General features: G+C 69.4%; 19 protein-coding genes and 1 pseudogene. 10 read left to right on the top strand and 10 right to left on the bottom strand.

Features of this window, described 5'->3' with window-relative positions:
- Positions 1-113 precede the first annotated feature (113 nt).
- From ACFVXC_RS13255 to ACFVXC_RS13245, 3 genes are all read left to right on the top strand, one after another.
- Complete coding sequence (locus tag ACFVXC_RS13255; protein ID WP_389904755.1) at positions 114-2000, top strand: PQQ-binding-like beta-propeller repeat protein; 1887 nt, start codon at positions 114-116, stop codon at positions 1998-2000.
- A gap of 70 nt (positions 2001-2070) precedes the next feature.
- Complete coding sequence (locus ACFVXC_RS13250; protein WP_389904753.1) at positions 2071-3975, top strand: PQQ-binding-like beta-propeller repeat protein; 1905 nt, start codon at positions 2071-2073, stop codon at positions 3973-3975.
- Between the two features lie 261 nt (positions 3976-4236).
- Positions 4237-4962: a LuxR C-terminal-related transcriptional regulator gene (locus tag ACFVXC_RS13245; protein WP_389904750.1), complete on the top strand. Its 726-nt coding sequence runs from the start codon at positions 4237-4239 to the stop codon at positions 4960-4962.
- 46 nt (positions 4963-5008) lie between these two features.
- On the opposite strand, the gene ACFVXC_RS13240 is transcribed toward ACFVXC_RS13245, so the two are convergent.
- Together ACFVXC_RS13240 and ACFVXC_RS13235 are read right to left on the bottom strand one after the other, a co-directional pair.
- Positions 5009-5293: a hypothetical protein gene (locus tag ACFVXC_RS13240; RefSeq protein WP_389904747.1), complete on the bottom strand. Its 285-nt coding sequence runs from the start codon at positions 5291-5293 to the stop codon at positions 5009-5011.
- A 24-nt stretch (positions 5294-5317) separates the two neighbouring features.
- On the bottom strand, positions 5318-7000 hold the full coding sequence (locus tag ACFVXC_RS13235) for a sodium:solute symporter family protein (protein WP_389904745.1): 1683 nt from the start codon (positions 6998-7000) through the stop codon (positions 5318-5320).
- Positions 7001-7219: 219 nt separating this feature from the next.
- Here ACFVXC_RS13235 and galT point away from each other — a divergent pair, with 219 nt between their 5' ends.
- From galT to galK, 3 genes are read left to right on the top strand one after another with little or no spacing between them, the layout of a single operon-like run.
- Positions 7220-8290, top strand: coding sequence for a galactose-1-phosphate uridylyltransferase (gene galT / locus ACFVXC_RS13230; protein ID WP_389904742.1), 1071 nt, complete (start codon positions 7220-7222; stop codon positions 8288-8290).
- Positions 8287-9240, top strand: a complete 954-nt coding sequence (galE, locus tag ACFVXC_RS13225) for a UDP-glucose 4-epimerase GalE (RefSeq protein ID WP_389904739.1) — start codon at positions 8287-8289, stop codon at positions 9238-9240. Before galT ends, galE begins: the two co-directional genes overlap by 4 nt.
- Before the next feature lie 22 nt (positions 9241-9262).
- Positions 9263-10423 carry a galactokinase gene (gene galK / locus ACFVXC_RS13220; RefSeq protein WP_389904736.1) on the top strand — a complete coding sequence of 387 codons (1161 nt, stop codon included), beginning with the start codon at positions 9263-9265 and terminating at the stop codon, positions 10421-10423.
- A 129-nt stretch (positions 10424-10552) separates the two neighbouring features.
- On the opposite strand, the gene ACFVXC_RS13215 is transcribed toward galK, so the two are convergent.
- Positions 10553-11008 carry a GNAT family N-acetyltransferase gene (locus ACFVXC_RS13215; RefSeq protein WP_389904733.1) on the bottom strand — a complete coding sequence of 152 codons (456 nt, stop codon included), beginning with the start codon at positions 11006-11008 and terminating at the stop codon, positions 10553-10555.
- A gap of 267 nt (positions 11009-11275) precedes the next feature.
- Between ACFVXC_RS13215 and ACFVXC_RS13210 the strand changes: the two genes are divergently transcribed.
- Positions 11276-12052 carry a response regulator transcription factor gene (locus ACFVXC_RS13210; protein ID WP_360770453.1) on the top strand — a complete coding sequence of 259 codons (777 nt, stop codon included), beginning with the start codon at positions 11276-11278 and terminating at the stop codon, positions 12050-12052.
- Here ACFVXC_RS13210 and ACFVXC_RS13205 read toward each other — a convergent pair.
- Positions 12011-12508, bottom strand: coding sequence for a MarR family transcriptional regulator (locus ACFVXC_RS13205; RefSeq protein ID WP_351162962.1), 498 nt, complete (start codon positions 12506-12508; stop codon positions 12011-12013). The genes ACFVXC_RS13210 and ACFVXC_RS13205 overlap by 42 nt on opposite strands.
- A 190-nt stretch (positions 12509-12698) precedes the next feature.
- On the opposite strand from ACFVXC_RS13205, the gene ACFVXC_RS13200 reads away from it, so the two are divergent.
- Positions 12699-13559, top strand: a complete 861-nt coding sequence (locus tag ACFVXC_RS13200) for a trans-aconitate 2-methyltransferase (RefSeq protein ID WP_389904729.1) — start codon at positions 12699-12701, stop codon at positions 13557-13559.
- A 54-nt stretch (positions 13560-13613) separates the two neighbouring features.
- Positions 13614-13733: pseudogene (locus ACFVXC_RS13195) on the top strand (glyoxalase); the annotation flags it as partial.
- 253 nt (positions 13734-13986) lie between these two features.
- Here ACFVXC_RS13195 and ACFVXC_RS13190 read toward each other — a convergent pair.
- On the bottom strand, positions 13987-14673 hold the full coding sequence (locus ACFVXC_RS13190; protein ID WP_383285354.1) for a TetR/AcrR family transcriptional regulator: 687 nt from the start codon (positions 14671-14673) through the stop codon (positions 13987-13989).
- Positions 14670-15689 carry an acyl-CoA desaturase gene (locus tag ACFVXC_RS13185; protein WP_389904726.1) on the bottom strand — a complete coding sequence of 340 codons (1020 nt, stop codon included), beginning with the start codon at positions 15687-15689 and terminating at the stop codon, positions 14670-14672. The genes ACFVXC_RS13190 and ACFVXC_RS13185 overlap by 4 nt, the downstream gene beginning before the upstream one ends.
- A gap of 290 nt (positions 15690-15979) precedes the next feature.
- Between ACFVXC_RS13185 and ppc the strand changes: the two genes are divergently transcribed.
- On the top strand, positions 15980-18712 hold the full coding sequence (gene ppc / locus ACFVXC_RS13180; RefSeq protein ID WP_389904724.1) for a phosphoenolpyruvate carboxylase: 2733 nt from the start codon (positions 15980-15982) through the stop codon (positions 18710-18712).
- Positions 18713-18957: 245 nt separating this feature from the next.
- On the opposite strand, the gene ACFVXC_RS13175 is transcribed toward ppc, so the two are convergent.
- The 4 genes from ACFVXC_RS13175 to ACFVXC_RS13160 form a co-directional block, all read right to left on the bottom strand.
- Complete coding sequence (locus ACFVXC_RS13175; RefSeq protein ID WP_389904721.1) at positions 18958-19449, bottom strand: hypothetical protein; 492 nt, start codon at positions 19447-19449, stop codon at positions 18958-18960.
- A gap of 41 nt (positions 19450-19490) precedes the next feature.
- On the bottom strand, positions 19491-20093 hold the full coding sequence (gene pth / locus ACFVXC_RS13170) for an aminoacyl-tRNA hydrolase (protein WP_389904718.1): 603 nt from the start codon (positions 20091-20093) through the stop codon (positions 19491-19493).
- A gap of 107 nt (positions 20094-20200) precedes the next feature.
- On the bottom strand, positions 20201-20791 hold the full coding sequence (locus ACFVXC_RS13165) for a 50S ribosomal protein L25/general stress protein Ctc (RefSeq protein ID WP_389904716.1): 591 nt from the start codon (positions 20789-20791) through the stop codon (positions 20201-20203).
- A 193-nt stretch (positions 20792-20984) separates the two neighbouring features.
- Positions 20985-21962: a ribose-phosphate diphosphokinase gene (locus ACFVXC_RS13160; RefSeq protein WP_389904715.1), complete on the bottom strand. Its 978-nt coding sequence runs from the start codon at positions 21960-21962 to the stop codon at positions 20985-20987.
- Positions 21963-22040 lie beyond the last annotated feature (78 nt).

The raw sequence follows: 22040 nt of genomic DNA, 5'->3' as shown, positions 1-22040 counted from the left end.
TCCCTTGGGAACAGGGGGTGGACCGGCCAGTTGTGCTAAGGGGCCAGGGTGATAGAAAGGTCCGCCTGAGCACCGCTTGGCGTGCCGAAAAATCAGTGAAGGGGGAAGCGCTGATGTCTCAGCCGCCCAACCAGCCGCCGTCCGGCGGTTTCGGAGCACCGCAGGATCCGAATCAGCCAGCCGCGCCGCAGCCACCGGGCCAGCCGCCGCAGCTGCCTGGTCAGCCGCCGCAGGCCCCGCAGACTCCGCCGTCCGGCGCACCGCAGACGCCGCCCGCGCCCCAGCCCGGTTACGGCTACCCGCAGACTCCGCCCGCGCCGCAGCCGGGTTACGGCTACCCGCAGCAGCCCGGACCGTACAAGCAGCCGGGACCGTACGACCAGCCCACGCAGCCCGGTCAGCCCGGCCCCTATGGCCAGCCCACGCAGCCGGGCCAGCCGGGTCCCTACGGCCAGCCCACGCAGCCGGGTCCCTACGGCGCCCAGCCGCAGTACGGCTACCCGCAGCAGCAGTACCCCGGCGGCCCCGGCATGCCCGGCACCCCGCCCGGCGGTGGCGGCAAGAACCCCTTCAAGGGCAAGCCCGGCCTGATCGTGGCGGCCGTGGCGGCCGGTGCGCTCGTCATCGGCGGCGTCGCCTGGGCCGTCGTCGGCGGCGGTGACGACGACCCCAGCGGGAAGAAGCCCCTGGCCAAGGGGAGCGACGACCCCAAGGGCGGCAGCTCCGCCCCGGTCAACCCGGGCGACGGCGACGGCGACGGCCAGGGAGAGCGGGACGACCTCAACGCGGGCCGTCAGCCCGGCGAGTCGAAGGTGCTCTTCTACAAGGAAGCGCCCAAGGTGCCGGGTTCCGGCGCCGACGCCAAGGGCATGTGGGTCAAGGGCGGCATCGCCGCGAAGGCCGCGTACAAGGAGATCTCCGCCTACGACGTCAGTACGGGCAAGACCGCCTGGCCGACGATCAAGTTCCCGCAGAAGATCTGTGGCACGACCCCGCAGGTCACGGACGACAACAAGATCGTCGTCGCGTTCAAGGACGGGATCAAGGACGACGCCAAGTGCAACCAGATCCAGATCGTCGACCTGAAGACGGGTGACAAGGGCTGGAAGAAGCCGGTCGAGGAGGAGGGGCTCTTCGACATGTCCCTCAGTACCGACCTCTCCATCACCGGCGACACGGTGATGGTCGGCCGCTCCCAGTCCGGCACCGCACTGCAGATCAGCGACGGCAAGGAGCTCTTCGTCGCCGACAAGAAGGAACCGGGCGCCTGCTTCCCCAGCGGCTTCGCCGGTGGCAAGAAGATGCTCGTGGCCTACTCGTGCGGGGCGAGCTCGCCCACCGAGCACGACGAGTTGCAGCAGATCGACCCGAAGACCGGCAAGGCCGTGTGGACGAAGAAGTTCCCCAAGGGCTGGCGGATCGGCCGGATCTACTCCGAGAGTCCCACGATCGTGTACCTCACCAACGAGGACAAGAAGAAGTGGAACATCACCACGCTGAGGCCCAACAGCAGCGACACCCGCTCCGAGGTCGGCGTCGACGAGAAGTTCGCGCCGGAGTGCGACGGTTCGTCCTTCCTCGGCGGCAGTCTGCAGGGCTGCCTGGGCGTGACGACCGACGACACGAACCTCTACCTGCCGACCGAGGCGACGTCCGGCGCCAACGAGGTCGTGGCGATCAGCCTCGCCACCGGCAAGGAAGCGTGGCGCGTCAAGTCGCCGCTTGAGGAATCGATGCTGCCGATCAAGGTCGAGGGCGATGCGGTCATCGGATACGTCGAGCCGTCGTACGACGCCGGCGGCCAGATCGTCTCGATCCCGATCTCGGGCTCGCACAAGCCGGAGACGCTCCTGAAGAACCCCAAGGGGACCTCGGAGATCGAGAACGGCTTCTTCTCGAAGGCGGTCGACTACGTGGACGGCCGCTTCTACATCTCCACCACGCGGCTCTCGGGCAGCTCAAAGGGCCAGGAGAAGCTGATGCTGGCCTACGGCAAGTGATCTTCCCAACGGACAGGTCGCCCGCTTCGCCGCCTAGTCCATCTCTTCTCGTCCCCAAGGAATCGACGTCATGACCCAGCCGCCCCAGCCGCCCAACGAGCCCCCGCAGGGCGGGTTCGGCGCTCCCCAGGACCCCCCGCCCGGCGGTTTCGGCGCGCCCCAGGATCCGCCGCCGGTGGGCTTCGGCAAGGCCCCTGAGCCGAACAACCCGTCGTACGGCTACCCGCAGACCCCGCCGCCGCCCCAGACGCCGCCTCCGCCGCCGCAGGGTCAGCCCAACTACGGCTACCCGCAGGCACCGCAGGCACCGCAGGCCCCCGGCACCCCGCCCCCCGGCCAGCCCCAGGGCTACGGCTACCCGGGCCAGCCCGCCCAGCCGTACAACCAGCCGACCCAGCCGTACGGCCAGCAGGCCCCCTACGGTCAGCAGACCCCGTACGGCCAGCAGCCTCCCTACGGCGCCTACCAGCAGCCCGGCACGATGCCGATGGCACCGCAGGCCGGCGTTCCCGGTGGTTCGGGCGGCTCCAAGCTCAGCGGCCAGATGAAGATCATCATCGCGGCCGTCGTCGCGATCGCCGTGATCGCCGGCGGCGGTGTCCTCTACGCCGTGAACTCGGGGGGCAAGGACGACCCCGAGGTGAGCTCCGCGGGCCCGGACGGCGGCAAGGGCGGCGAGGACAAGAAGGGCGGCGGCGAGCAGGGCCCGAGCGGCCCCGGCACGGAGAAGGTGCCGAGCAGCACCAACGCCACGGTCTCCATGCAGCTCCCGCAGCCCGAGGTGCCCAAGGACGACGTCTGGAGCATCAAGGGCTCCTGGCTCACCGACGACATCTACGCCAAGGCGGGCGTCAACGAGATCGTCGGCTACAACGCGACCGACGGCAAGGAGAAGTGGACGCTGCCGCTGGCCGGCCAGACGTGCGCGAGCTCGCGCGAGGTCACCAAGGACGGCATCGCCGCGGTCGCGTACGAAGACGGCAAGCGCACCAAGAAGGGCGACCACAAGACCTGCTCGCAGATCTCCGCGGTCGACCTGAAGGACGGCAGGAAGCTCTGGACGGAGACCATCGACGAGGGCAGCGCGGACGCCCGGATCGAGGAGCTCACCATCAGCGGCAGCACCGTCGCGGCCGGTTCCAGCGCGGGCGGCGCCGCTTTCGAGATCACCAAGGGCAAGCACCTGTGGGAGCCCACCCCGGGCGACAAGTGCCAGGACGAGGGCTACGCGGGCGGCGAGCAGCTCGTCGCCGTCCAGAAGTGCGGTGACTACGGCGACGAGAAGCTGAAGATCCAGCTCCTCAACTCCGCGACCGGCGACGTCAAGTGGACCTACCCGGTGACGCCGGGCATCGACAACGCCAAGATCATTTCGACCCGCCCCGTCGTCTACGGCCAGGACACCCAGGAGATCACCGCGAGCGGCGTCACGGACGTCTTCTCGATCGACGACAAGGGCGATCTCCGCGCCAAGATCTCACTGCCCGACGGCAAGTACGACCACGACTGCGAGGTCAACGTCGTCTACGCCTGCACCGGTCTCGCCGTCGGCAACGACAAGCTCTACGTCCCGACCCGTCAGCACGACGGCGGCGGTGACGGCTACAGCCAGACGAACGAGATCATCTCCTTCTCGCTGGCCACCGGAAAGTCCACCGGCGACCGCGCCGACGCGGGCGGCGACGGCGAGATGTTCCCGATCCGCATGGACGGCGGCAACATCCTGGCGTACAAGGACGCGACCTACGACAAGGGCGCCCAGGTCGTCTCGCTCAACGGCAAGACGATGAAGGAGACCAAGCTTCTGGAGACTCCCGCGGCCGAGTCCGTGGGCGGCGCGATCAGCAGCATGGTGCCGAAATCGAACGAACTGCTCTACGGCAACGGCAAGCTGTACCTCGGCAAAGAGCTGATCAGCAAGCCGTACTCGAAGGACGACAAGGAGTACACGGCCCTGGGGTTCGTCGCCCAGTAGCCCTGTGACCTCCGCGAACACGACGGACGGCCCCGTTCCTCAAGAGGAGCGGGGCCGTCCGGGTCTCCGGGTGTGGTATTCCGTACGCATGTGCCCCCCATCACCCGCCCATGGCCGGGATTTGGGCATTCCGCGCCACTTCTCACCGGTAGGGGGCGCGCGACGTCGAACAAGCGTGTAGCTTCCGGGGCATGAGTGGGTGCGGGGCCGGGGGGCCCTCGGGCCGTGGGGGTTCCGTGGGGAAAACTGGGGGGTTGCTCGATGGGTGTGCGACTCATGGTGGTCGACGACCACCGACTGCTCGCCGAGGCACTCGCCTCGGCCTTGAAGTTGCGTGGTCACCGGGTGCTCGCCGCGGCGGCGCCCGCGGCAGGGGCGGCCGAGCTGGTCATCAGCCGGGCCCCCGAGGTCTGCCTGCTCGGCACGGCGACGCCCGCCGAGGCCGGAATGTTCGATCCGATCGTGAAGATCAAGCGGGAGCGCCCGCAGGTCGCCGTGGTGGTGCTCGGCCCGGTGCCGAGCCCGCGCGGCATCGCCGCGGCCTTCGCCGCGGGTGCTTCGGGATACGTACGCCATGACGAGCGCATCGAAGGCGTCGAGCGCGCCATCATGAAGGCGCGGGCGGGCGAGGCGGCCATTGCCCCGCAGCTGCTCCAGGGCGCGTTCAGCGAGCTGCTCAATCCGGCGGCGCAGCCCGACGACGAGGGGCAGCGGCTGCTTCAGATGCTGACGCCGCGCGAGGTCGAGGTCCTGATGCGGGTCGCGGACGGCGAGGACACCCGCCTGATCGCCGCCGGGATGGGCATAGCGCCCAGCACGGCGCGTACGCACGTGCAGCGCGTCCTGATGAAGCTGGGCGTCGGATCCCGCCTCGAGGCCGCCGCGCTCGCCGCGCGGACCGGGCTTCTGGACCGCGCCGAACGGCCCGTGCCCGCCTACGTGAACGACGTGGAGACGCCGATGGGGCCCGAGCCGCCGGCACAGTGAACAGCTGCGCGGTGAACTCGGGCCCCGTCCGGGGTGTCCGGGGGTGTTACTCGTCCTTCTCCGGCTCCTGACCGGGGTGCACCGTGGGGCGCAGCCACAGCCAGCCGAGGAAGAAGAGGCCGAGCGCCAGCATGGCCAGGCCCGTCCACAGGTTGATGTTGATGTCCTCGGCCTTCTTCATGTCGGCGTCGGACGGGGAGATTCCGGCGATCGTCACGATGACTCCGTAGACGACGAACAGACCGCCGATGATCCGCCGGATGTCGAAGAGACGGGCCGCCGTGGCGGACTTGCGCTCCAGCTCGGAGACTTCGTTGTGCAGTTCAGACATGTTCTTGTGGACCTCCGATCGGATTTAGAGCGAGTACGGCAGGTAGCAGAGCGCGGCGAGCACGATCGCTCCCCAGCCGAGCAGCGCGGGCTTGCGGTACCAGGCGTCGTCGCCCTCGGCGGGCGGCTCCTCCAGGCCCGGCGAGGTCGTGCCGTAGACCAGACCGGCCAGTTCGGCCTCCGGCTTGGGCGCGGTGAAGAGCGTGACCACGACCATCACCACGGCGCCCGCGACGAAGCCGACGATCGCCGAGACGAAGTTGGCGCCCTGGTCGGTCGGGATGTCGATGACGCCCTGCTTGTAGATGTAGAAGTAGTTGATCATCGCGGCGGTGGTGCCCGCGACCAGGCCCCACACACCGGACTTGACCGAGGCCCGCTTCCAGAACATGCCGATGATGAAGACCACGAACATCGGCACGTTGAAGAAGGAGAACAGCGTCTGGAGGTAGCCCATGATGTTCGAGAACGACGAGGCGATGAAGGCCGTTCCGACGGAGGCCAGGACGCCGATCGCGGTGATCAGACGGCCGAACCTCAGGTAGTACCCATCGGGCTTGTCCGTCTTCACGTACTTGCCCCAGATGTCGTACGTGAAGACGGTGTTGAAGGACGACACGTTCGCCGCCATGCCCGCCATGAACGCCGCGAGCAGACCGGTCACCGCGATGCCGAGCACGCCGTTGGGCAGCAACTCCTGCATCAGGTAGGGGATCGCGTCGTTGTACGTCAGATCCGAGCCCGCCGTGCCGATCTTCGGGACGAGTACGGCCGCGACCAGGCCCGGGATCATCACCAGGAAGACGATGAAGATCTTCGGGAAGGCGGCGATCAGCGGGGTGCGCTGGGCGGCGGAGAGGTTCTTCGCGGACAGGGCGCGCTGCACCTCGGCGAAGTTGGTCGTCCAGTAGCCGAAGGAGAGCACGAAGCCGAGGCCGAGGATGATCGTCAGCCAGTTCGCGCCCAGCGGGTTGGCGTCACCGATGCCGGTGCCGCCCCAGGCGGTCATGAAGTCGGCGCCGTGCGACTTCTCCAGGGAGCCGGAGAGCCCGTCCCAGCCGCCGACCTTCTTCAGGCCGATGACGCAGATCGGGATCAGGGCCGCCAGGATCACGAAGAACTGGAGGACTTCGTTGTAGATCGCCGAGGAGAGCCCGCCGATCGTGATGTACGCCAGGACGAAGAAGCCGGCGACCACGATCGCCACCCACTGCGGCCAGCCGAGGAGAGCCTCGACGACGATCGACAGGGCGTAGAGGTTCACGCCCGCGATGAGGATCGCGGCGAACGCGAAGAGCGCCGAGCTCAGCAGGTGCGCCGACTTGTCGAAGCGCTGGAGCAGGTACTCGGGGACCGAGCGGACCTTGCTGCGGTAGTAGAACGGCATCATCACGAGGCCGAGGAAGACCATCGCGGGGATGGCGCCGATCCAGTACCAGTGGACGACGGCGACGCCGTACTGGGCGCCTGTCGCGGCCATGCCCAGGATCTCGGTGGCGCCGAGGTTCGCGGCGACGAACGCGAGGCCGGTCACCCAGGCGGGCAGGGAACGGCCCGAGAGGAAGAAGTCGAGACTGGTCTTCACGGAGCGCCGGGCGGCGAAACCGATGCCGAGAACGACGGCGAAGTAGATCGCGAGGATCGCGTAGTCGAGGCCGTTGGTGGGCAGCCGAAGCCCCTCGGCCAGGGTCTGTGTGGGGGACTGCATGGGGAACTCGCTTCGTTGCGCGAACTGATCAGACCGGAACCTACGCGCCCTTCTTCAATAACTGAAGACTTCTTTTGGTGTTCTTTGTTTGATTGTGATCGGACCGGTTCCAGCCAGCTGTCGGGCAACGTGTTTGAGCGCGGCATTGACGATGCTGTTGCCTTGTGATTTGTTATGTTCGGTTATGTTGGGTGTGGGTGTTGGTGAGGAGCCCCGGACGTGAAGAAGACCTCGACCCGTCTCGCAGACGGTCGTGAGCTCATCTACTACGACTCGCGTGACGACGCCGTGCGCGGCGCAGTCGACATGAGGCCCCTGGACCCCATCTCCACCACATCGGAGATCCGCAGGGACCCGCTGCTCGGCGACGCGGTGGCCATCGCCTCGCACCGCCAGGGCCGCACCTACCACCCGCCGGCCGACCAGTGCCCGCTCTGCCCGTCCGACGGCGACCGCCTGAGCGAGGTCCCCGACTCCTCGTACGACGTGGCGGTCTTCGAGAACCGCTTCCCCTCCCTTGCCGGGGACGCGGGACGGTGCGAGGTCGTCTGCTTCACCTCCGACCACGACTCGTCCTTCGCCGACCTCACCGAGGAACAGGCCGGACTCGTCCTGGAGGCGTGGACGGACAGGACCGCCGAGCTCGCGCACCTTCCTGCCGTGCGGCAGGTGTTCTGCTTCGAGAACCGCGGCGCCGAGATCGGCGTGACCCTGGGCCACCCGCACGGCCAGATCTACGCCTACCCCTTCGTCACGCCGCGTACGTCCCTGATGCTGAGGTCGCTCGCCGCGCACAAGGAGTCGACGGGCCGCAACCTCTTCGACGACGTCGTGGCCGATGAGACGGCCGGCGAGCGCGTGGTCCTGGAGGGCGAGCACTGGGTGGCGTTCGTCCCGCACGCCGCGCACTGGCCCTACGAGGTGCACCTCTACCCCAAGCGCCGCGTCGCGGACCTGCTCGGGCTCGACGAGGCGGCACGCACAGAGTTCCCCAAGCTTTATCTGGAACTGTTGAGGCGCTTCGACCGGATCTTCGGCGAGGGCGAGGGCGAGGGCGAGGCGCTCACTCCGTACATCGCGGCGTGGCACCAGGCACCCTTCGGCCCGCTCGACGAGCACGAAGGGGTCAATAGGGACGACTTCGCGCTCCACCTCGAGCTTTTCACCATTCGCCGCACTTCGGGCAAGCTGAAGTTCCTCGCGGGTTCCGAATCCGGCATGAGCGTGTTCATCAACGACGTGCCGCCGGAAGCCGCGGCCCAGCGACTGCGAGAGGTAGCGAGTTCATGAGCGGTAAGTACCTGGTCACCGGCGGGGCGGGCTATGTGGGAAGCGTGGTGGCCCAGCATCTGATCGAGGCCGGGCACGAGGTGAGCGTCCTGGACAACCTCTCGACCGGATTCCGCGAGGGCGTCCCGGCCGGTGCGAAGTTCATCGAGGGCGACATCCGCGATGCCGCCAAGTGGCTGGACTCCTCCTACGACGCCGTGTTGCACTTCGCCGCCTTCTCACAGGTCGGCGAGTCCGTCGTGAAGCCCGAGAAGTACTGGGACAACAACGTCGGCGGCACGATGGCGCTGCTCGCCGCGATGCGCGACGCGGACGTGCGCAAGCTGGTGTTCTCCTCCACGGCGGCGACGTACGGCGAGCCGGTCAGCACCCCCATCACCGAGACGGACCCGACCGCCCCGACGTCCCCCTACGGCGCGTCGAAGCTCGCCGTCGACCACATGATCACCGGCGAGGCCACCGCCCACGGCCTGGGCGCGGTCTCGCTGCGCTACTTCAACGTGGCGGGCGCCTACGGCGAGCAGGGCGAGCGGCACGACCCCGAGTCGCATCTGATCCCCCTCGTCCTCCAGGTCGCGCAGGGCCGGCGCGAGGCCATCTCCGTCTACGGCGACGACTACCCGACCCCGGACGGCACCTGCGTCCGCGACTACATCCACGTCGCGGACCTCGCGCAGGCGCACCTCCTCGCGGTCGAGGCGGCCACCTCCGGAGAGCACCTGATCTGCAACCTCGGCAACGGCAACGGCTTCTCCGTGCGCGAGGTCATCGAAACCGCCCGCCAGGTCACAGGACACCCGATCCCCGAGGTCATGGCCCCGCGCCGCGGCGGCGACCCGGCGGTACTCGTCGCGTCCGCGGCCACCGCGCGGGAGCGGCTCGGCTGGAATCCGACCCGCGCGGACCTCGCGGACATCGTCGCCGACGCGTGGGCGTTCGCCCAGCGTTAATGAGGGGTTGAAGGGGAAACTGATGGACGTAGCGGGCCAGTTCTCGCAGCTGTACGGGTATGAGCCGGACGGGGTCTGGTCGGCACCGGGCCGGGTCAACCTCATCGGCGAGTACACGGACTTCAACGAGGGCTTCGTGATGCCGCTCGCGCTGCCGCACACCGCGGTGGCGGCCGTGGCGCGCCGCACCGACGGCGTCCTGCGGCTCCACTCGGCGGACATCGACGCACCGGTCGCCGAGCTGCGCGTCGACGAGCTGACCCCGCTGTCGAAATACGGGCAGGGCGGCTGGGCCGCCTACCCCGCGGGCGTGGTGTGGGCGCTGCGGGACGCGGGCCACGCGGCCCTCGGGGGCGCCGACATCCACCTGGCCTCGACCGTGCCGACGGGGGCGGGCCTGTCCTCATCGGCGGCCCTGGAGGTCGTCACGGCACTCGCCCTGAACGACCTCTACGAACTCGGCCTGGACGCGCCGCGGTTGGCGGTCATCGCCCAGCGGGCCGAGAACGCCTTCGTCGGCGTGCCGTGCGGCGTGATGGACCAGATGGCATCAGCGTGCGCCACCGAGGGCCATGCCCTGCACCTGGACTGCCGCGACCTGACGACACGGCAGATCCCCTTCGACCTCGCCGCGCACGGTTTGCAGCTCCTCGTCGTCGACACCCGGGTCAAGCACGAGCTGGGCGACGGGGCGTACGCCGAGCGGCGCGCGGGATGCGAGGAGGGCGCGCGGATCCTGGGCGTCTCCCACCTGCGGGACGTGCCGTACGCGCAGCTCCCCGCCGCCCTGGAGAAGCTGACGGACGCGGACGAGAAGATCAGCCGCTACGTACGCCACGTCGTCTCGGACGACCACCGCGTCGAGCAGGTCATCGGCCTGCTCGACACGGGCGATGTACGGGCGATCGGCCCCGTCCTGACCGAGGGTCACATCTCGCTGCGGGACGATCTGCGCATCTCCTGCGACGAGTTGGACCTGGTCGTGTCCTCCGCGAACGCGGCCGGGGCGCTCGGATCCCGGATGACCGGGGGCGGCTTCGGCGGCTCGGCGATCGTCCTCGTGGAGGAGGTGGACGCGGAGCCGGTGACGAAGTCGATCCTTGAGGCGTTCACCTCGGCGGGCCACACGACTCCGCGGGTGTTCCCGGCGGTGCCGTCGGCGGGCGCGCGCCGCCTGGCATGACGCGGTGTTGAGTCAACTCACCTGTCGGTGAGGCGGGTTGGGGTCGGCGGCGGACCGTGTACGTGGACGGGGACTGCCGCCGGGCCCCTCGCGGCCCCATGGCGGTGTGGCCGCGAGGGGCCCGGCGCATCAGGCCAATCTCTTCGTCAGGGTGAACTCTTTCGCGCCTTGCGGGTAATCCGGGATCACCGACACCACGTCGTACCCCTGACCGCGGTAGAACCCCGGGGCCTGGAAGTCCCATGTCTCCACACGGGAGTTGAGACAGTCCCGCTCCTCCCGCGCGATGCGCTCCGCCTCCGCGAGCAGCCGGGCGCCGAGGCCCGCGCCCTGGTGGTTCTCGCTGACCCAGAGATGGTTCACGTGGAGCCAGCGGCCCCAGGTGTGCCCCGCCAGGCCGCCGACCAGGCCTTCCGTGCGCTCCATCAGCCATACGGCCAGCGGGACTTCACGGTCCTGCGGGGTGCCGCGCAGGGCGCGGATCACGGGTGACGCGGCGTTGTTCGAGTCCTGGAGCCGGGCGAGGAGCAGAGCGGACCTGTCCTTGTCGACTCCTGTCTCAATACGAAACATACGGCTCACCATAAACGCGCTGGCCAGTCAGTTCTGTAAATTACCTTCCGCTCCTGCCGTCCGGCCCTACTCTGAGTGGCAGTGCCGGTGGGGGCCGGCACTGATCAGGGGGCGAGACAGTCGGGTACGACGCCCGGCGATGGGGGTAGCGGTCACAGCTCGGCGGCGGCCGAGCGGCTGCGGCGACCCCCGTTCCAGGTGTCGTACCCGCACCGTACGTCCTCCGACGTCGGGGTATCCCCTGCTCTCCGCGGAGAGCCTGGGGGAGGGGGTTTTTCAGTGGTTCGTATCCGAGTCCTGGTCGTCGACGACCACCGCATCTTCGCCGAGTCGCTCGCAGCGGCACTGGCGGCGGAGCCCGACGTCGACGTGTCCGCGGCGGGCAGCGGCCCGGCCGCACTGCGCTGCCTTGAGCGGGCCATAGCCGAGGGGCGCAGATATGACGTGCTGCTCGTCGACGCCGACCTGGGCGCTTCCGCCAGCGCCATGCAGGGTGTCCGCCCCGCGCCTTCGGTGCAGGAGGGCAACGCGGACGGTCTGGTCGACGGTATCTCGCTGGTGGCCGGAGTCCGCTCCGGCCAGCCGATGGTCCGTACGGTCGTGCTCGCCGAGAAGGACGACCCGCGCCGGGCCGCGCTCGCGCTCCAGGCGGGCGCGTCGGGATGGGTCGCCAAGGACTGCTCGCTCTCGCGGCTTCTCACGGTCATCCGGGGGGTGCTGCGGGAGGAGACCCATCTGCCGCCCGCGCTGCTCACCGGCGTCCTGCGTGAGTTGACGGCCGCCCGCAAGCACCGCACGGAATCCGAGCGGCTCGTGGAGTCCCTTACTCCGCGCGAGCGCGAGGTGCTTCGCTGCATGGTGGCCGGGCTTGGCCGCAAGGCGGTGGCGGAAAGGCTGTTCCTCTCCCCGCACACGGTGCGTACGCACATGCAGAACGTGCTGGGGAAGCTGGGCGTCCACTCCACGCTCGCGGCCGTCGCGCTCGCGCGCAGGGCCGGGGTGGGCCCTGTCGACCTAGCCGGGGATGTTGTCGAACGGGGCGGTCAGCTGGCGTAGCAGCGCGGCGAGTTCGCCGCGCTGTCCGCGCGAGAGTTCGGCGAGGATCGCCCGCTCCTGCTTGAGGAGTCCGGCCAGGGCCTGGTCGGCGCGGTCCTGCCCTTCTTCGGTCAGCCGCACGAGCACGCCCCGCCGGTCGCTGGGGTCGGGCAGCCGCTCGACGAGGCCCTTCTTCGCGAGCCTGTCGATGCGGTTGGTCATCGTGCCCGACGTCACCAGGGTCTGGGTCAGTAGCTGTCCGGGGGAGAGCTGATAGGGCGCGCCCGCGCGCCGCAGCGACGTCAGTACGTCGAACTCCCACGGCTCCAGATGGTGCTCGGAGAACGCGAGCCGCCGGGCCCTGTCGAGATGCCGCGCGAGCCTGCTGACACGGCTGAGCACCTCGAGTGGTTCCACGTCGAGGTCAGGGCGCTCTCGGCGCCATGCTGCCACCAGCCGATCGACCTCGTCCTCCATGGCGATCAGTGTAGGGGATCTGTCGACATGAAGTCTCTTGACGTCAAGATACTTCGGGCCGAGGATGGAGATACGACGTCCGTGGCGCCCGTACGAAGGCGACATGACGCCGGTACGAACCTTGGGCGCGAGGTTCGTGTGCCGTGCTCCGTGCTCCGTGCTCCGTGCTCCGCGCCCAGAGGAGGCTCCCATGTCCGCCGCCCCCAGCCCCAGCCCTGCCCCTACTTGGGACCCGGGCCAGTACCTGCGTCACTCCGGCCACCGGGCCCGCCCCTTCGTCGACCTGCTGGCCCGCATCCCCGAACTCCCTGCCGCCGACGGCCGCACGCCCCGCATCGCCGACCTGGGCTGCGGCCCCGGCAACGTCACCCGCCTCCTCGCCGAACGCTGGCCCACGGCGCACGTCACCGGCTTCGACAATTCCCCGCAGATGCTGGAGCGGGCCGAGCGGCTCGCGGGCCCCACGTCCGGCGGCGGGCGCCTCGACTTCGACGCGGCGGACGCGTCGAACTGGGCGCCGCCCGAGGGGACGTACGACCTGATCCTGTCCAACGCCACGCTCCAGTGGGTGCCGGACCACGCGGACTCCTTCCCCGCCTGGGTGGCGGCGCTGGCCCCCGGCGGAACGTTCGCCCTCCAGGTCCCCGGCAACTTCGACGCCCCGAGCCACGTCCTGATGCGCGAACTGAGCGAGTCGCCGCGGTGGCGGGACCGGCTGGGCGGGCGGCTGCGCCACGCGGACGCGGTGCTCTCGCCGACGGCCTATCTGGAGCGGCTCGTCTCGCTGGGGTGCGAGGTGGATGCGTGGGAGACGACGTATCTGCACCTCCTGGAGGGCGATGACCCCGTCCTTGACTGGGTGAAGGGGACGGGCCTTCGTCCGGTCCTCTCGGCGCTCGCGGACGACGCGGAGGCGAGGGAGGAGTTCCTCTCCGAGTACGCGAAGCTGCTGCGCCATGCCTATCCCGTGGGCGGGGCCGGGGGCGGGCTCGGGGGCGGCACGGTCTTCCCCTTCCGCAGGGTGTTCGCGGTGGCACGGCGCAAGGGCTGACCTCTCATGCCGCTGACGTCTTATGCCCCTGACCTCTTATGCCGCTGACCTCTCATGCCCCTGACATCCATCGACCATGTCCAGCTGGCGGCTCCGCCGGGGAGCGAGGGGCTGCTGCGGGCGTTCTGTTGCGGGGTGCTCGGTATGACGGAGGAACCCGAGCCGGGGTCCTTGCCGCCGCTGTGGCCCCCGCACTGAACCGCCGCTTCGCGGCGGATTCTTCCCCGCCCACCCGCCCGATCACCCGGGGTATTCGGGCGGGTGGGCGGGAGACATCCGCCGCGAAGCGGCGGCCTTGGAGGGCGCAGACAGCTCAGGGCACCCGCCCCGAGCCCCGCGCCGCAGGGGGGGGCATCGCAAGGCACCCGCCACAGCCCCGCGCCGCAGGGGGTCACCGCAAGGCACCGCCCACAGCCCCGCGCCGCGGTCAGCTCTTGCGGTGGCCTATCAGCCGCGGCTTCGGCTCCAGGCCGTCGAGGCCGTGCCATGCCAGGTTCACCAGATGCGCCGCCACCTCCGCCTTCTTCGGCTTGCGCGCGTCCAGCCACCACTGGCCCGTCAGGGCCACCATGCCGACCAGCGCCTGCGCGTACAGCGGGGCCAGTTTCTGGTCGAAGCCGCGGGTCTTGAACTCCTGGCCCAGGATGTCCTCCACCTGCGTCGCGATGTCCGAGATCAACGAAGCGAACGTGCCTGTCGACTGCGCCACCGGCGAGTCGCGGACCAGGATGCGGAAGCCGTCCGTGTACGTCTCGATGTAGTCGAGGAGGGCGAACGCCGCCTGTTCGAGCAGCTCGCGCGGATGCCCCGCCGTCAGCGCCCCCGTCACACCGTCGAGGAGCGCCCGCATCTCGCGGTCCACCACCACCGCGTACAGCCCCTCCTTGCCGCCGAAGTGCTCGTACACGACGGGCTTGGAGACGCCGGCCTTCGCCGCGATCTCCTCCACCGACGTGCCCTCGAAGCCCTTGGCGGCGAAGAGCGTGCGGCCGATGTCCAGCAACTGCTCCCGGCGCTCGGCACCCGTCATCCGGGTCCGGCGCGCACGCCGGGGCTGCTTCTCTTTGCTGGAGGGGCTGGAATTGCTGGAGTCGGTCGCCACGTCGTCAATCATGCCGCGCCGACGGTCTTCTGTTTCCGGCGGGCGTCGATCCGCGACCGTGACGGCCACCGCACATCCGTCGCCCAGCCCAGCTGCTCGCACCAGCGGATGATCCGCGCCGACGAGTCGACCTGACCCTTGAGCACACCGTGCCGCGCCGACGTCGGATCGGCGTGGTGGAGGTTGTGCCACGACTCGCCGCAGGACAGGACCGCCAGCCACCACACGTTGCCGGAGCGGTCGCGCGACTTGAAGGGGCGCTTGCCCACCGCGTGACAGATCGAGTTGATCGACCACGTGACGTGGTGGAGCAGAGCGACCCGGACGAGCGAGCCCCAGAAGAACGCCGTGAAAGCGCCCCACCACGACATCGTCACCAGGCCGCCGACCAGCGGCGGGATCGCCAGCGACACGATCGTCCACAGCAGGAACTGACGCGAGACGAGACGGATCGCCGGGTCCTTGATCAGATCCGGCGCGTACTTCTCCTGCGACGTCTGCTCCTCGTCGAACATCCAGCCGATATGTGCCCACCACAGGCCCTTCATCAGGGCAGGCACCGTCTCGCCGAAGCGCCACGGCGAATGCGGGTCGCCCTCCGCGTCGGAGAACTTGTGGTGCTTGCGGTGATCCGCCACCCAGCGGACCAGCGGCCCCTCCACCGCCATCGACCCCGCCACGGCGAGCGCGATCCGCAACGGACGCTTCGCCTTGAAGGAGCCGTGCGTGAAGTACCGGTGGAAACCGATCGTGATGCCGTGGCAGCCCAGGTAGTACATGAACACGAGCAGACCGAGGTCCAGCCAGCTCACCCCCCAGCCCCAGACCAGCGGCACCGCCGCCACCAGGGCGAGGAACGGGACGATGATGAACAGGAGCAGCGTGATCTGCTCGAGGGACCGTTTCTGCTCACCGCCGAGCGTCGCGGACGTGGACGCGGGAGAGGACGCCGATGAGGCGTCGGTCGTCGATCGCGAAGCGTCTTCGATCACATCGGTGTCGGAATACGCATCGGAAGATGTCGGCATGGGCACGTCCCCTGTGGGGTCGAGGGTTGAGGGTCACGACGCGAGTGCGGCGGGCGCACGATCACGGGTTCCGCGTAATCTACGGTCCCGTAACTTACGGCGTCGTAAGTATGGCAGCGCGGAACCTGGCGGCAAGAGGCTGCGAGTCCGTGCCGCGATGTGACACCTATCCTTGGAAACGGTCGGACAGCGCGGTCCGCTCTCTACTTCCCCCGGAACGCGGATTCCCATCCGGCCGGGGACCCCCCTCCCAGACCTGACGTGCTTCAACACTGCAAGGAGCCGCACCTGTGAGCAGTGCCGACGACCAGACCACCACAGCCAGCACCGAGCTGCGCGCCGACATCCGCCGCCTCGGCGATCTGCTCGGCGAGACCCTCGTACGTCAGGAGGGCTCGGAGCTCCTCGAACTGGTCGAGAAGGTCCGCCGCCTGACCCGCGAGGACGGCGAGGCCGCAGCCCGCCTGCTCGGTGGCACCGAACTGGAGACCGCGGCCAAGCTGGTCCGCGCCTTCTCCACGTACTTCCACCTGGCCAACGTGACCGAGCAGGTCCACCGCGGACGCGAGCTGCGCGCCCGGCGCGCCGCCGAGGGCGGACTCCTCGCCCGTACGGCGGACCGGCTCAAGGACGCCGACCCCGAGCACCTGCGCCAGACCGTGGAGCACCTCAACGTGCGCCCCGTCTTCACCGCGCACCCCACCGAGGCCGCACGCCGCTCCGTCCTCAACAAGCTGCGCCGCATCGCCGAGCTCCTGGAAACCCCGGTCATCGAGTCCGACCGGCGCCGCCACGACACCCGCCTCGCCGAGAGCATCGACCTGGTGTGGCAGACCGACGAGCTGCGCGTGGTCCGTCCGGAACCCGCGGACGAGGCACGCAACGCCATCTACTACCTGGACGAGCTGCACGCCGGCGCCGTCGGGGACGTACTCGAAGACCTCACCGCCGAACTCGACCGGGTCGGCGTCGAGCTGCCCGAAGGCACCCGTCCGCTCACCTTCGGCACCTGGATCGGCGGCGACCGCGACGGCAACCCGAACGTGACGCCCGCCGTCACCTGGGACGTCCTGATCCTCCAGCACGAGCACGGCATCAACGACGCCGTCGCCCTCGTCGACGAGCTGCGCGGCTTCCTCTCCAACTCCATCCGCTACACCGGAGCCACCGAGGAGCTCAAGGCCTCCCTCCAGCTCGACCTGGAGCGGCTGCCCGAGATCAGCCCCCGCTACAAGCGGCTGAACTCCGAAGAGCCCTACCGCCTCAAGGCCACCTGCATCCGGCAGAAGCTGGAGAACACCAAGGAGCGCCTGGCCCGCGGCACGTCCCACGAGGACGGGCGCGACTACCTCGGCACCGGTGAACTCCTGCACGACCTCACCCTCGTCCAGACCTCGCTGCGCGAGCACAAGGGCGGTCTGTTCGCCGACGGCCGGATGAACCGCACGATCCGCACGCTCGCCGCGTTCGGTCTGCAGCTCGCCACCATGGACGTACGGGAACACGCCGACGCCCACCACCACGCGCTCGGCCAGCTCTTCGACCGCCTGGGCGAGGAGTCCTGGCGTTACGTGGACATGCCGCGCGAGTACCGGCAGAAGCTGCTCGCCAAGGAACTGCGCTCGCGCAGGCCGCTCGGCCCCTCCCCGGCTCCGCTCGACGCCGCCGGGGAGAAGACCCTCGGGGTCTTCCTCACCATCAAGAAGGCCCTTCAGGTCTTCGGGCCCGAGGTCATCGAGTCCTACATCATCTCCATGTGCCAGGGCGCGGACGACGTCTTCGCGGCGTCCGTCCTCGCACGCGAGGCCGGACTCATCGACCTGCACGCGGGCTGGGCGAAGATCGGCATCGTGCCGCTCCTGGAGACGACGGACGAGCTGCGCGCCGCCGACGTCATCCTCGACGAGATGCTCGCCGACCCCTCGTACCGCAAGCTGGTGGCGCTTCGGGGCGACGTCCAGGAGGTCATGCTCGGCTACTCGGACTCCTCCAAGTTCGGCGGCATCACCACCTCGCAGTGGGAGATCCACCGCGCGCAGCGCAGGCTGCGTGACGTCGCGCACCGCTACGGCGTCCGGCTGCGCCTTTTCCACGGCCGTGGCGGCACGGTCGGCCGTGGCGGCGGCCCCTCGCACGACGCGATCCTGGCTCAGCCCTGGGGCACCCTGGAGGGCGAGATCAAGGTGACCGAGCAGGGCGAGGTCATCTCCGACAAGTACCTCGTGCCTTCGCTGGCCCGGGAGAACCTGGAGCTGACGGTCGCGGCCACGCTGCAGGCCTCGGCCCTGCACACGGCTCCCCGCCAGTCCGACGAGGCGCTCGCCCGCTGGGACGCGGCGATGGACGTCGTCTCGAACGCGGCGCACTCCGCCTACCGCGAGCTCGTCGAGGACCCGGACCTGCCGACGTACTTCCTCGCCTCGACGCCGGTGGACCAGCTCGCCGACCTGCACCTGGGCTCGCGGCCCTCCCGCCGCCCCGGTTCGGGTGTCTCGCTCGACGGCCTGCGCGCCATCCCGTGGGTCTTCGGCTGGACGCAGTCGCGGCAGATCGTGCCGGGCTGGTTCGGCGTCGGCTCGGGCCTCAAGGCGCTGCGTGAGGCCGGTCTGGACACCGTGCTCGGCGAGATGCAGGAGCACTGGCACTTCTTCCAGAACTTCATCTCGAACGTCGAGATGACGCTGGCGAAGACGGACCTGCGGATCGCCCGCCACTACGTGGACACGCTCGTCCCCGACGAGCTGAAGCACGTCTTCGACGTGATCGAGGCGGAGCACGCGCTCACGGTGCGGGAAGTCCTGCGGATCACCGGCGGCGGGGAGCTCCTGGGCACCCACCCGGAGCTCCAGCAGACGTTCGGCATCCGGGACGCCTACCTGGACCCGATCTCCTACCTCCAGGTCGCCCTCCTGAAGCGCCAGCGGGACGCTGCCGCGGCGGGCGAGGAAGCGGACCCCTTGCTGGGGCGCGCGCTTCTCCTCACGGTCAATGGTGTGGCTGCGGGGCTGCGGAACACCGGCTGATTTCTGCTGGCGGGGGCGCCTGCCGCGCGGGGCGGGCGGGGCGTTCGTCGCCGCCGGGCCCTGGCGGGGCGCCCTCGGCCCGGGTCCCGGCGGGTCCGACGGAGGCGCCCCGGTGCCGCCGATTCCCGCGGGGTGCCACCTGTCCTGCCGGATTTTTCCCCGCCCACCCACCCATTACCCCAGGTAATCGGGTGGGTGGGCGAGAGGCATCCGCCGCGAAGCGGCGGGCTCGTGTGTGGCCGGAGTCAGAACACCAGCGCCGCGAAAGACGCCGTCAGGAGTACGCCGCCCGCCAGGGCCAGGGCCCACGCCGTGCGGGGCAGGCGCAGGCCGCCCGCCACCACCACCGAGGACAGCAGCAGCGCCCCGCCGAGCGGCAGCCACGCGTGGAGGAACCCGGGCCCACCCGTGCGGACCACCTCGGAGGTGCCCGGCTTCACGACCACCGGAATCCGCACCCCCTTCTTCTCCCCGATCGAGCGGTCGATCACGACCTGCTCGCGCGCCTCGGAGCCGGCGGACGAGGACGAGGATGAGGACGAGGGCGAGGACGAAGGGACGTACGGCCCGGAACACTTGTCGGACGAGCAGCGCGTCACCCGCATCGTGCCCCGCTCACGCTCATCCGAGAGCATCACGTGCCGCGCCGTGCCCCAGGACGCCCAGACGCCCGCGACAAGCAGCAGCGCCGCGAGCCCGCCCATCACCGTCCGGCGTACGAGAAGCAGCGCGTTCATGGCGGCGATCCTTGGCCATGGCGCTGCGCCGAGTCAACAGCTCAGGAGTTGTACGCGCTCTGCGCCCGCTCCAACCCCTCGATCACCAGCGCCTCGGCCGCATCCGCCGCCCGGTCCACGAAGTAGCCGAGCTCCTTGCGCTCCGCCGACGAGAAGTCCTTCAGGACGAAGTCCGCCACCTGCATCCGACCCGGCGGACGCCCGATCCCGAACCGCACCCGGTGGTAGTCCGGGCCCATCGCCTTCGTCATCGACTTCAGACCGTTGTGACCGTTGTCGCCGCCGCCCAGCTTCAGCCGCAGCGTGCCGTGGTCGATGTCCAGCTCGTCGTGGACCGCGACGATGTTCGCCGTCGGCACCTTGTAGAAGTCGCGCAGCGCCGTCACGGGACCGCCCGACACGTTCATGTACGACATCGGCTTCGCCAGCACGACACGGCGGCTCGCCGGACCCGCGGGACCGATCCGGCCCTCCAGCACCTGCGCCTGCGTACGCCCGCTCCGCTTGAACGAGCCGCCGATCCGCTCCGCGAGGAGATCGGCCACCATGAAACCCACGTTGTGCCGGTTCATGGCGTACCCAGGGCCTGGATTGCCCAGACCCACGATCAGCCAGGGCGCGCTGGGGTCCGTCGTCATCTGCATGTCTCCTTCATAGCCCAACCGCCGCCCCGCGCAGGAGCGCGGAGCGGCGGTTGGGAGAGTCGAACTCAGCCGAAACTGGATCGAGCTCGGTCGATCGCGATCGAGGCTCAGGCCTCGGTGGCGTCGGCCTCGCCCTCGGTGGCCTCGGCCTCTTCGGCCTGCGCGGCCAGAACCTGGAGAACGACCACGTCGTCCTCGACGTTCAGCGTGGTGCCGGCGGGCAGCGGGATGTCCTTGGCGAGGATGGTCGCACCGGCCTCGAGACCGGCGATGGAGACGGTGACCGACTCCGGGATGTGCGTGGCCTCGGCCTCGACGGGCAGCGCGTTGAGCACGTGCTCGAGCAGGTTGCCGCCCGGGGCGAGCTCGCCCTCGGTGTGGACGTAGATGTCGACGTTGACCTTCTCGCCCTTGCGGACGAGGAGGAGGTCGACGTGCTCGAGGATGCCGGTACGCACGGCGTCACGCTGGACGGCCTTGGGGATGACCAGCTGGCTCTTGCCGTCGATGTCCAGGTTGATCAGGACGTTCGCGGTCTTGAGCGCCATCAGGGTGCCGTGGTGCGGCAGGGCGATGTGGACGGGGTCCGCGCCGTGGCCGTAGACGACGGCGGGCAGCTTGTCGGCGCGACGCAGACGGCGGGCGGCACCCTTGCCGAACTCGCTGCGGACCTCGGCGGTGATCTTCACCTCGGGCATGTGCACTCCTCGTATGAGCGGTGACGAAACAGAGTCGGTCACCCGGCCACGACTTACTGGCCTGCTACGAAGAGCGCGTCGATAACGGACCGCCGTACTGCTATGAGTACGGCCTCCCTCGCCGAGCAACTCCGTGAGTCTACCCGGCGGGGAGGCCGCCTCAGAAATCGATCTTCAGTAAGCCCGCAGGGGACTAGGCCTGCTCGTCGAAGAGGCTCGTCACCGAACCGTCCTCGAAGACCTCACGCACCGCGTTCGCGATGGTCGGCGCGATCGAGAGCACCGTGATCTTGTCGAGCTCCAGGTCGCCCGGGTCGGGCAGCGTGTCCGTGAACACGAACTCGCTCACCTTGGAGTTCTTCAGACGGTCCGCGGCCGGGCCGGACAGCACACCGTGCGTCGCCGTCACGATGACGTCCTCCGCACCGTGCGCGAACAGCGCGTCGGCGGCGGCGCAGATCGTGCCACCCGTGTCGATCATGTCATCGACCAGGACGCAGACGCGGCCCTTCACCTCACCCACGACCTCGTGGACGGTGACCTGGTTGGCGACGTCCTTGTCACGGCGCTTGTGCACGATGGCCAGCGGGGCGCCCAGACGGTCGCACCAGCGATCGGCGACACGGACGCGACCGGCGTCGGGGGAGACCACGGTCAGCTTGTCGCGGTCGACCTTCGCGCCCACGTAGTCCGCGAGGATCGGCAGCGCGAAGAGGTGGTCGACCGGGCCGTCGAAGAAGCCCTGGATCTGATCCGTGTGCAGGTCGACCGTGAGAATGCGGTGCGCGCCCGCGGTCTTCATCAGGTCGGCGACCATGCGGGCCGAGATCGGCTCACGGCCGCGGTGCTTCTTGTCCTGGCGCGCGTAGCCGTAGAACGGCACGATCACGGTGATGGAGCGGGCCGACGCGCGCTTCAGCGCGTCGATCATGATCAACTGCTCCATGATCCACTTGTTGATCGGAGCCGTGTGGCTCTGGATCAAGAAGCAGTCCGCGCCACGAGCCGACTCCTGGTACCGCACGTAGATCTCGCCGTTGGCGAAATCGAAAGCCTTCGTCGGCACGATGCCGACACCCAGCTTGTGTGCGACCTCCTCGGCCAACTCGGGGTGGGCGCGGCCGGAGAAGAGCATCAACTTCTTCTCGCCGGTCGTCTTGATCCCGGTCACAGCACTAGTCTCCTCAGACGAGTTCTTCCCGCTGCCGTCCCCGCACGCTCCGGAAAATTGCGTTCCGCTGCGCTGAGC

Origin of the sequence: Streptomyces sp. NPDC058257 (assembly GCF_042881845.1) — a bacterium.
GTDB lineage: Bacteria > Actinomycetota > Actinomycetes > Streptomycetales > Streptomycetaceae > Streptomyces.
The sequence above is the reverse complement of the archived record's forward strand: the minus strand, read 5'-3'. Positions and strand labels throughout refer to the sequence as shown.

What these genes read in the sequence shown, in the direction of transcription:
- ACFVXC_RS13190 (WP_383285354.1), bottom strand. Translation starts at nt 14,673, where the DNA reads ATGATTGACGACGTGGCGACCGACTCCAGCAATTCCAGCCCCTCCAGC.
- ACFVXC_RS13245 (WP_389904750.1), top strand. Translation starts at nt 4,237, where the DNA reads ATGGGTGTGCGACTCATGGTGGTCGACGACCACCGACTGCTCGCCGAG.
- ACFVXC_RS13255 (WP_389904755.1), top strand. Translation starts at nt 114, where the DNA reads ATGTCTCAGCCGCCCAACCAGCCGCCGTCCGGCGGTTTCGGAGCACCG.
- ACFVXC_RS13240 (WP_389904747.1), bottom strand. Translation starts at nt 5,293, where the DNA reads ATGTCTGAACTGCACAACGAAGTCTCCGAGCTGGAGCGCAAGTCCGCC.
- galE (WP_389904739.1), top strand. Translation starts at nt 8,287, where the DNA reads ATGAGCGGTAAGTACCTGGTCACCGGCGGGGCGGGCTATGTGGGAAGC.
- ACFVXC_RS13175 (WP_389904721.1), bottom strand. Translation starts at nt 19,449, where the DNA reads ATGAACGCGCTGCTTCTCGTACGCCGGACGGTGATGGGCGGGCTCGCG.
- ACFVXC_RS13200 (WP_389904729.1), top strand. Translation starts at nt 12,699, where the DNA reads ATGTCCGCCGCCCCCAGCCCCAGCCCTGCCCCTACTTGGGACCCGGGC.
- ACFVXC_RS13185 (WP_389904726.1), bottom strand. Translation starts at nt 15,689, where the DNA reads ATGCCGACATCTTCCGATGCGTATTCCGACACCGATGTGATCGAAGAC.
- galK (WP_389904736.1), top strand. Translation starts at nt 9,263, where the DNA reads ATGGACGTAGCGGGCCAGTTCTCGCAGCTGTACGGGTATGAGCCGGAC.
- ACFVXC_RS13235 (WP_389904745.1), bottom strand. Translation starts at nt 7,000, where the DNA reads ATGCAGTCCCCCACACAGACCCTGGCCGAGGGGCTTCGGCTGCCCACC.
- ACFVXC_RS13250 (WP_389904753.1), top strand. Translation starts at nt 2,071, where the DNA reads ATGACCCAGCCGCCCCAGCCGCCCAACGAGCCCCCGCAGGGCGGGTTC.
- ACFVXC_RS13165 (WP_389904716.1), bottom strand. Translation starts at nt 20,791, where the DNA reads ATGCCCGAGGTGAAGATCACCGCCGAGGTCCGCAGCGAGTTCGGCAAG.
- pth (WP_389904718.1), bottom strand. Translation starts at nt 20,093, where the DNA reads ATGCAGATGACGACGGACCCCAGCGCGCCCTGGCTGATCGTGGGTCTG.
- ACFVXC_RS13215 (WP_389904733.1), bottom strand. Translation starts at nt 11,008, where the DNA reads ATGGTGAGCCGTATGTTTCGTATTGAGACAGGAGTCGACAAGGACAGG.
- ACFVXC_RS13205 (WP_351162962.1), bottom strand. Translation starts at nt 12,508, where the DNA reads ATGGAGGACGAGGTCGATCGGCTGGTGGCAGCATGGCGCCGAGAGCGC.